Source organism: Porticoccus sp. (assembly GCF_041592135.1).
GTDB lineage: Bacteria > Pseudomonadota > Gammaproteobacteria > Pseudomonadales > Porticoccaceae > Porticoccus.
The window spans coordinates 1-9,047 of sequence record NZ_JBFHQR010000101.1 but is presented as its reverse complement, the minus strand read 5'-3'; the positions used below and the strand labels follow the sequence as shown (position 1 = coordinate 9,047).

General features: G+C 60.6%; 10 protein-coding genes. 4 read left to right on the top strand and 6 right to left on the bottom strand.

Annotated elements, in window-relative coordinates; all coding sequences use genetic code 11:
* The 3 genes from ABY948_RS09290 to ABY948_RS09280 form a co-directional block, all read right to left on the bottom strand.
* Positions 1 to 525 (bottom strand): PP2C family protein-serine/threonine phosphatase (locus ABY948_RS09290; RefSeq protein WP_461482252.1); only part of this gene is annotated, 525 nt, incomplete at its 3' end.
* A 46-nt stretch (positions 526 to 571) separates the two neighbouring features.
* Entirely contained in the window at positions 572 to 2,044 is a 1,473-nt protein-coding gene (locus tag ABY948_RS09285) for a NarK family nitrate/nitrite MFS transporter (protein ID WP_461482251.1), read from the bottom strand.
* A complete protein-coding gene (locus ABY948_RS09280; protein WP_461482250.1) occupies positions 2,025 to 2,267 on the bottom strand; it encodes a hypothetical protein in 243 nt (80 codons plus the stop codon). The genes ABY948_RS09285 and ABY948_RS09280 overlap by 20 nt, the downstream gene beginning before the upstream one ends.
* A gap of 148 nt (positions 2,268 to 2,415) precedes the next feature.
* On the opposite strand from ABY948_RS09280, the gene ABY948_RS09275 reads away from it, so the two are divergent.
* From ABY948_RS09275 to ABY948_RS09265, 3 genes are all read left to right on the top strand, one after another.
* On the top strand, positions 2,416 to 2,847 hold the full coding sequence (locus ABY948_RS09275; RefSeq protein ID WP_461482249.1) for a universal stress protein: 432 nt from the start codon (positions 2,416 to 2,418) through the stop codon (positions 2,845 to 2,847).
* A gap of 100 nt (positions 2,848 to 2,947) precedes the next feature.
* On the top strand, positions 2,948 to 3,943 hold the full coding sequence (ubiU, locus tag ABY948_RS09270; RefSeq protein ID WP_461482253.1) for a ubiquinone anaerobic biosynthesis protein UbiU: 996 nt from the start codon (positions 2,948 to 2,950) through the stop codon (positions 3,941 to 3,943).
* 32 nt (positions 3,944 to 3,975) lie between these two features.
* The gene (locus ABY948_RS09265; RefSeq protein ID WP_461482248.1) at positions 3,976 to 4,884 is read left to right on the top strand and encodes a U32 family peptidase; all 909 of its coding nucleotides are present in this window, start codon (positions 3,976 to 3,978) and stop codon (positions 4,882 to 4,884) included.
* 33 nt (positions 4,885 to 4,917) lie between these two features.
* Here the strand turns inward: ABY948_RS09265 and ubiT are convergent, their stop codons facing one another.
* The 3 genes from ubiT to ABY948_RS09250 all read right to left on the bottom strand — a co-directional run bounded on the left by ubiT (position 4,918) and on the right by ABY948_RS09250 (position 8,047).
* Complete coding sequence (gene ubiT, locus ABY948_RS09260) at positions 4,918 to 5,406, bottom strand: ubiquinone anaerobic biosynthesis accessory factor UbiT (RefSeq protein ID WP_461482247.1); 489 nt, start codon at positions 5,404 to 5,406, stop codon at positions 4,918 to 4,920.
* Positions 5,407 to 5,420: 14 nt separating this feature from the next.
* A complete protein-coding gene (gene narL / locus ABY948_RS09255) occupies positions 5,421 to 6,071 on the bottom strand; it encodes a two-component system response regulator NarL (protein WP_461482246.1) in 651 nt (216 codons plus the stop codon).
* 98 nt (positions 6,072 to 6,169) lie between these two features.
* On the bottom strand, positions 6,170 to 8,047 hold the full coding sequence (locus ABY948_RS09250) for a type IV pili methyl-accepting chemotaxis transducer N-terminal domain-containing protein (protein ID WP_461482245.1): 1,878 nt from the start codon (positions 8,045 to 8,047) through the stop codon (positions 6,170 to 6,172).
* 230 nt (positions 8,048 to 8,277) lie between these two features.
* On the opposite strand from ABY948_RS09250, the gene ABY948_RS09245 reads away from it, so the two are divergent.
* Positions 8,278 to 9,047 (top strand): MFS transporter (locus ABY948_RS09245; protein ID WP_461482244.1); only part of this gene is annotated, 770 nt, incomplete at its 3' end.

Below are 9,047 nucleotides of genomic sequence, written 5' to 3'. Positions count from 1 at the left end.
GGCATCCACATTGAGGCTGGTGTCCATGCCCATGGCGCGAATCAGGTAATTCTGTTCCGCGGAGATACCGGCGGTGTGATCCCGGGTCAGCTGGGTGAACTGCCGGTCCTCCGCCCCCAGCCGGTAGATACGGCTGTCGCCAATGTGAAACAGGTAACCGAGATGGGACTTGATCACCAGAATACTGAGGGTGGTGATATAACCGCGCGCCTCGTCATGAATTTCATGGCCGAGGTTGTAAAGTTGGCGGTTCAACGGCGTGAGGATTTTCTGGACGGCGTGTTTGACGCTCCAGGTCTCGGGGGTGGTGTAGTAGTCCGAGAGGACACTGTTGATGCAGAGTTCCGCGGCCTCCTTGCCGGCTTCGGCGGTGCTGACGCCATCCGCCAGGGCGGCCACCGCGCCCTTGATATTCAGCAGATGGCCCTCGGGGATACGCACGCCGATGGCGTCCTCGTTGACGGCTTTGACCCCGGCATCCGAGTAGCTGCCAACCGTTGTTTGAAAGGCGTTGTTATGATCCATTCAGTTGCCGCGCACCCCACCGCCAGCCACAAGTCCGTTACCTGTATCAGGTCACATCAATCAGTTCCACCCGGCCATCGGGCAGCACCTCGGCGATTTTGCCGGAGGGTTCCTTGAGGAACAGTACCGCCAGGAACACCAGTCCCGCGGAAGCGGCAATCAGCAGGAAGAAGGTATTGTAGTCGACGAATGACAGAATGGTCAGATAGGTCACCCCACCCACGTTGCCGTAGGCACCCGCCATGCCGGCAATCTGCCCGGTCATGCGGCGCTGTACCAGCGGCACCATGGCGAATACCGCGCCCTCACCCGCCTGCACAAAGAAGGAACAGCACATGGTGGCGATCACCGCCAGGGAGATCCACCAGCTGCCGTTGATCTGGCTGAGCAGGAAATAACCCGCCGCCAGCCCGGCGATCAGGATCATCATGGTTTTGCGGCGACCGAACCGGTCGCTCAACCAACCGCCGCCGGGGCGCGCCGCCAGATTCATGAACGCAAAACCGGATGCCAGCAGGCCGGCCTTGACCGGGTCCAGCCCCTGGAAGGTTTCCAGGAAAAATAGTGGCAGCATCGACACCACCGCCAGTTCCGAGCCAAAGGTGACAAAGTACGACCAGTCGAGAATGGCCACCTGCTTGAACTGGTAGTGCTGCATCTCCGGCACACCCTCTGTCAGGTGCTCGTGGTTCACTTTCCAGCTCTGGTAGCACTGGAAGAAGTACAGCAGCACCAGGCCGATGTAAATGGACTCCACTGCGGTGGCGGAAAGCAGGCCGAGATTGGAGGGAGAAAGTTTCCAGGCCAGTACCGCCAGGGCGACGTACATGGGAATGTTCATCACCAGGTAGAACCAGAAATCCCGCCAGCTGCTCACTTCCAGGCCACCGGACTTTTTTGGTTTGAAATAGGTGGAACCCTTCGGGGTGTTGCGGGCATGGAGGTAGTAAAACACCCCGTAGGCGGAGGCGATAACACCGGTCAAGCCCAGCGCGTAGCGCCAGCCGTCGGGGCCACCGAACATCAATGCGATGGTCGGCAGGCACATGGCGGCAGCGGCGGAGCCGAAGTTGCCCCAGCCGCCGTAGATGCCTTCGGCCAGGCCCACCTGTTTGGCGGGGAACCACTCACCCACCATGCGAATGCCGATGACGAAGCCCGCCCCCACAAACCCCAGCAGGAATCGGAACAGCGCCAGTTGCTCATAGCTGTTGGCGGAGGCAAACAGCAGGCAAATCCCCCCCGACAATATCAGCAGGCCGGCGTACACATGCCGGGGCCCGAACTTGTCCACCAGGATACCGATCAGTATCCGGGCCGGAATGGTCATGGCCACATTCAGGATCATCAGCGCCTTCACCTGTTGGGCGCTGAGATCGAATGCTTCCTTGATAACCGCCAGCATCGGGGCGTGGCTAAACCAGACGACAAAACTCAAAAAGAAGGCAAACCAGGTGATATGCAGGGTTTTGATTTTCGGGTCTTTCAGGTCCAGCAAGTTAATCTTTGCCTGAGACATGGTCTTTCTCCTCGCGGGTACAGCGCCTGACAGAAATCACGTCGACAGCGGGCCGACCACGTGAATCTACCCACAGGGTGGCTGAAATCAGTTGATCCAGGTCATCGTTCATTTCTTCACAGGCGGCGTCCACATCCGCTAAATACCACCAAAGAAGTAGCTTCAGATCAAAAATAACGGCAATAAAAACAATCGGATACAGGGAAAATTCAGCAGCATCCACAGCGACCTCCAGGGATCGTATTTTTAGTGGTACCTCCTAAGAAAGCGGCTGCGACAACCTATGTTTGATGTACATCAATTTAAAAGACGACAGACAATTGCAGTATTTGGGCTGTCAGGAATTCTCGGTCACCCGGAGGCGTTGAGCCATGAAGACCATTTTTGCCGCTATCGACCTGAACTCAAATGTGGATCGTATCCTCAGTGTCGCGACGGATATGGCCCGCCACTACGGCGCCGAACTGGTATTGGCCACCGTGGAAACAGAGCTGCCCGGTGCCGAGGGCGCCAATGTCGAGGAAGTGACAGCGGATATACAGTCCGCCTACGGCGATGCGGTAGCCCGGCTGCAATCGATGGCCAGCGACATCAACGGGCAGGGGGTTAACTGCCGCGCCCTGATGCTGGAAGGCAAGGCCGTCGACCAGTTGGTACAGGCCGCGGATCGGCTCCATGCCGACCTCATCGTGCTGGGCAATCGCGGCCACAGCCCCTTTTACGACACCCTGATCGGCGGCACCGCGCCCGGGGTCGTCCACCGGGCCAAACAATGCGTGCTGCTGGTACCCATTGCGGAATAGTTTTATCAGGCAACCCAAGGCTGCCCTACTACCCCCAGGGCATTGACGTCCGGAAGCATGTTCTTCCGGACGTTTTTTTATGACAGTAATCGGAGTGATTATGGAACTCGTTTGTCCGGCTGGCAGCCTGCCCGCCCTCAAGGCGGCCGTGGATAACGGCGCCGATGCCGTCTATATCGGCTTCCGGGATGCCACCAACGCCCGCCATTTCGCCGGTCTCAACTTCAACGACGGCAAGGCCCGGCAGGCGCTGGAATACGCCCGCAGCCGCGGCGTCAGGCTGTTCGTGGCGATCAACACCTACCCGCAACCCCACAACTGGCCCGCCTGGCAGACGGCGGTGGACCAGGGCGTAGCACTGGGCGCCGACGCGCTGATCGTCGCCGACCTGGGCGTGCTCGACTACGCCCGGGAGCACCATCCGCAACAGCCCCTGCACCTGTCGGTGCAGGGCTCCGCCACCAACGCGGCGGCACTGTCCTACTACTGGCGTCACTTCGGCATCCGCCGGGCGGTGCTGCCGCGGGTACTGTCCCTGGACCAGGTGCGGCAACTGGCTGCCATTAGCCCCGTTGACCTGGAGGTGTTTGGCTTTGGCAGCCTGTGCATCATGGCCGAGGGTCGCTGCCATCTCTCGTCCTATGTCACGGCGGAATCCCCCAATACCTGCGGCGCCTGCTCGCCTGCCAGCGCGGTGCGCTGGCAGGAGACCTCCGCCGGCCGGGAATCGCGCCTCAACGGCGTACTCATCGACCGATTCAAGGCCGGTGAAAACGCCGGCTATCCCACCCTCTGCAAGGGGCGCTTCAACGTCTCGGATAACATCTACCACGCACTGGAGGAGCCCACCAGCCTCAACACCCTGGCGCTGATTCCGCAGTTGGCGGAAATCGGCATTGCGGCCATCAAAATCGAGGGGCGCCAGCGCAGTCCCGCCTATGTGGCCCAGGTGGTGCGGGTGTGGCGGGAAGCGCTGGATCACTACCGCGATGCCGGCGCCGCTTTCAGCCCGAAGCGGGAGTGGCAGGACGCACTGGCCAGGGTCTCCGAGGGCAGCCAGACCACCTTCGGCGCCTATGCCCGGCCGTGGCAGTAATCAACCGGCGGCAATCATCAAGGAGTACCAGCATGCAACTGTCCCTGGGACCGATTCTCTACTACTGGCCGCGACAGCGGATCGACGACTTTTATCAACAGGCCCTGCACTCCCCCGCGGATATCGTCTACCTGGGCGAAACCGTGTGCCCGAAGCGCCGGGAACTGCGCCCGCAGGACTGGCTGGAACTGGCGGTGTCACTGGCCGAGGCCGGCAAACAGCTGGTGCTGTCCACCCTGGCGCTGATCGAATCCCGCGCCGACCTGGCGACCCTGCGCAAACTCTGTGAACACAGCGGCTGCCTGATGGAAGCCAACGACATGGCGGCGGTGGAATTGCTCTCGGAGCGAAGATTACCCTTTGTCGCCGGCCCGGCCATCAATATCTACAACGCCAGGAGCCTGCGCCAGCTGCACAGGGCCGGGCTGATGCGCTGGGTAATGCCGGTGGAACTGAACCGCGAGACCCTGCGCGACATTCTCGAGGAGTTGCGCCAACTGGGTATCGGCGAGCAGCTCGAAACGGAGGTGTTCTGTCACGGCCACCTGCCGCTGGCCTACTCGGCCCGCTGTTTCACCGCCCGCGCCCTCAACCTGGCCAAGGACGATTGCCGGCTGAGCTGTCTCGACTACCCGGACGGCCTGCCCCTGTACACCCGGGACAATCGGATTCTGTTCAACCTGAACGGTATCCAGACCCAGTCCGGACGGGTCTACAATCTGCTGCCGGCCTACCGCGAGCTGGAGGAGATGGGGGTGGATATACTGCGCATCAGTCCCGCCGCCAGCGGCACCTTCGAGACGCTGGCGCAATTTGATCGGGCGCGCAACGGCGCAACCGCGCCGCCGCCACTGATCGCCAGCGATCGCCCGGATGAGGAGTTCTGCAACGGATACTGGTACGGCAACCCGGGCATGGACAGCTTCGCCGGGGAAAGCTGAAAGCAGGCACCGAACGGGGTTTTCCGGTTCGGGCTAGGCCATTGAGTTCGCCAGTGTGCTGGCACCGGCCAGCAGTCCCCGCAGGGGGGCCGGCAGGGTATCCAGCTCGACACTGTCCAGCAGGTTTTTGACCGCAAGGCCCAGTTCGGTATCCCCCTCCAGGCTGAGTTCGCGGCGAAAAAACAGGGTGTCGGGATCGTCGCGGCCGGCGGCCAGCAGCGCGAAGGCCCGCACTCTGCCGCGAATGGCGGCGTCCGCAGTGCCGGACAGGGGCATCACCTGCAGTTGCCGACCGTCGCAACCGATGCGCCAGCCCGTGTCCAGATCAGTGAAGTGAATGGCGACCGAGCGGTCAGCGAGAAAGTCCAGCTCCCCTTCCGCAAGGGCTTCCGCCAGCAACGGGTTGAGCAGTTTTTCCAGCAGTATTTTCTGCGGCGCGAACGGCACCAATCTCAGTAGCGGAAACACCAGGGCCTCGGCCCGGTCCGCCCAGTGACGGCTGCGGGGAAGGGAAAATGGCAAGCTGTGGCCTCCCGTTAGTTCTTGTGGTGTTCAACTGCCCAGACGGCCGCTTCCACCCGGGAGCGCAGACCCAGCTTTTTCAGCAGGTGTTTGACATGTACCTTGACCGTGGCCTCGACGATATCGAGTTCGCGGCCTACCATCTTGTTGCTCAACCCGGCGGCGAGCATGCGCAGGATTTCCTTCTCGCGGCGGGTCAGCGAGTCGTAACCGGTATCCTGTTCGCGCCGGGCGTTGTCGCGAAAGGCCTTGGCCAGCACTTCCGTCAACTCGTGGGACAACACCATCTTGCCGACGCAGGCATCGCGAATGCGGGTGACCAGTTCCTCCGGGTCCATATCCTTCAACAGATAGCCGTCGGCGCCGGCCTTGAAGGCGGCGACCATGTCGCTGCTCTCATCGGAAACGGTGAACACCACGATGCGGCAGCCAATCCCGGCATCGCGCATTTGCCGCAATGTCTCGATGCCATCCATGCCTTTCATGCTAAGGTCGAGCAGTATCAGATCGGCCTCGAGCTGTTGCGCCAGTTCAATGGCCTCCCGCCCGTTGCCGGCTTCACCGATCACCTGCATGTCGTCTTCCAGTTCCACCAGCTGACGCACCCCCTTGCGCAACATGGGGTGATCATCCACCAGGATTAACTTGCTCACGGCATCATTCACGGCAGTTCTCTTTATGCGGTTTTCACTGAAAGCCTAGTCTAGCCATCCGCCAGTAAAGACTAATTGATCTGGCGCAGGTGAATAGTTGATCAATTTACTCAGGCAAAGGCCTCCGGCACAAAACGGAGCACCACCTCGGTTCCCCCCCCTGCCAGCGGCTGAATAGCCAGCTGGCCGTGCAACAGAGCCGCCCGCTCCTGCATGGTGGAGAGGCCGTAGTGATGCTCCTTGTGCGGGTTGACCGCAATGCCAATGCCATTGTCCACCACCCGAAAGACCGCCATATTGTCGGGACCGCGCTCGCAGCGCAACTCGATCAGCCCGGCCTGGGCATGCTTGAGGGCGTTGGTCATGGCTTCGCGAATAATCTGCAGCACGTGGATATCCTCGTTGGGGGACAGCGGACAGTGGCCCAACCCGTATTCCAGCCGCACCTCGAGCCCTTCCGCCTGGCGGTCAAACTCATCGACGGTGGCTTTCAGGGCGTGGTACAGGCTCGGCGCGTCCAGCTTCAGGCGGAAGGTGGTGAGCAACTCGCGCAGGTGCCGATAGGCGGCGTTCAGTCCCTGCTGCAAGTCCGCCAGACCCTCCCGAATCTGCTCTTCCGGCGCCTGCCGGTCAAACAGTCGCACCAGCCGCGCCACCTGCATTTTCATGTAGGAAAGGGACTGCGCAAGGGAATCGTGCAGCTCCCGGGCGATGATGGAGCGCTCTTCAAACAGCATCAGCCGCCGATTCAACCCTTCGCGGTATTGCAGCGCCATGGCTGCCGCCAGATGCTCCACCACCGCCTCGATCAGCCGTTGCTGCCAGGGTTCCAGAACCAGGTTTTGCCCGGTATTCACATAGAGAAAGCCGAAATTATCACTGGAATCCTCAATGGCAAAGGCTGTTTCACCGCGGGTTTGCTGGCTGCCGCCGGGGCGCATGAAACAGCTCAGGCAGTCGCCGATCAGGCATTGGTGCTGCTCGCCGGCGGGTAAAATCAGGTCGAATTTGTCGGTATTGGCCTCATTGGCCAGGCACAGCGACAGCTGGGGAATGCCCGTCAACGACTTCAGGTCGCTGATGATGTCGGTCAGTTTCTCGCGGCTGGCAACCCCCTCGGACAAGCGCTGGGCCGTGTTGTAGAGGAAATCCAGCATCTGGTTGGAGCGCTGCAGCTGGGCGGTTTTTTCATCCACCATGTCCTCCAGCTTGCGGTAGTGCCGGGCCAGGCTGGCAGACATATCGTTGAAGGTGCTGCACAGCAGGCCGATTTCATTGACCGCCTCGTAATAGGTGCGATAGGAAAAGTCGCCGACACTGGTGTGCTCGGCCGCCCGCACCAGATCCTTCAGCGGTCGCACCAGATTCTGGTCGGCGCGCATCACAATGAAAACCAGCACCAGGAAAGAGAGGAAAATACTCAGCCCCTCGTACATGCCCAGCAACTCGATCTTGTCTTCCGTATTTTGCTGGATACCCAGCACCAGCTGGTCAATATCGCTGACGTTCTCCACCACGTGGCCCAGGTATTCCCGGCTGGCTGCCGCCAGTGCCTCCCGGGTCAATGGCTGGCCGGACGTCAGTGACAACAGTGCCGGCACCATGCGCTGTTCCCAGTTATCCACCACTTGCTCGTAGGCTCGCTTGAGGGGTTCTTCCGAACTCTTCCCCGCCACCCGCGCGATGCTCGAGCGGTACAGTTTTTCGGCAAAGGAGCGGCGCTCCTCCGCCAGGGTATTGGCCAGTTCTGCTCGATCCGCCGAACCCTCGGCAGCCTGCTGCAGCTGCACCGCGATGCGATAGGACTGCATGCGCATGGAGCCGGCGATATTGATCGCTTCGGCATCGTGCTGGGTGTGGAGGGTCACCAGCAGCGACACCAGCATACTCGTCAATGCCAGCAGTCCAATGACCACCACCGGGATCAGCACCTGAATCGCAATCGACTGGGAAAAACGCAATTTCCTGCCGGCCAGGGTCGTTGCCATCGTCATTACCACCAAATACCCACATTAGGGAAAGCGAACTGCCCCTCTCCAATCACACCAATACAACAGTCTGTTTTTTAAGGGATTTATAAAATCTCTTCACTACCACCTAGGTGGTAATTTAGAAAATATAGCCTGACTACAGGTCCCGCGATGCTTGATACAGGTCATGTTGAAGACCTACGCCTATTTATACATTCAGCCCAGATTCTGGAACAAATGAAAAGCCCATGACTGCAATCAACCAGCAAAAATGGTATGGCCTCGGCGTCTGCACAGCGGCATTTGCCGCCAACTTTGCCGCCTGGACGCTATTCGCCATTCTCGGATTGCAAATCAGGGCCGACCTCGGTCTCAGCGACACCGCCTTCGGCCTGCTGCTGGCGGCGCCGATTTTCACTGGGGCCCTGGCCCGGCTGGTCAGCGGGGTGCTGGCGGAGCATTTTGGCGGGCGCATCATCTTTTTCAGCCAGTCGCTGATCGTGGCGCTGTCACTGTTCACCCTGCCCTACGCCAGAACCTTCGGCCAGTTCCTGGCCTTCGGTCTGGTACTGGGTATCGCCGGCGGCACCTTCGCCACCGGCATCAGTTTCGTCTCCAGCTGGTTTGAGCGGCCCCTGCAGGGTACCGCCATGGGCATTTTTGGCGCCGGTGATGCCGGCGCCGCCATCACCAACCTGGTCGCGCCGGTGATTATCCTCAACTACGGCTGGCAGGCGGTGCCCAACATTTACGGCACGGTACTGCTGGCGATCGCCGTACTGTTCTGGTTTTTCAGCTGGCCGCCACCCGATAAAAGCCATCGCCCCAGAACCCGGCAATCCTGGGCAGAGGAAATGCGCCCCTTGCGGGAACTGCGGGTATGGCGCTTCGGCCTCTACTACTACTTTGTCTTCGGCGGCTTCCTGGCCCTGACCCTGTGGCTGCCCCAGTACTACGTGGGCGAATACGGTCTCGACCTGAAAACCGCCTCCTTCGTCACCCTGCTGTTCACCCTGCC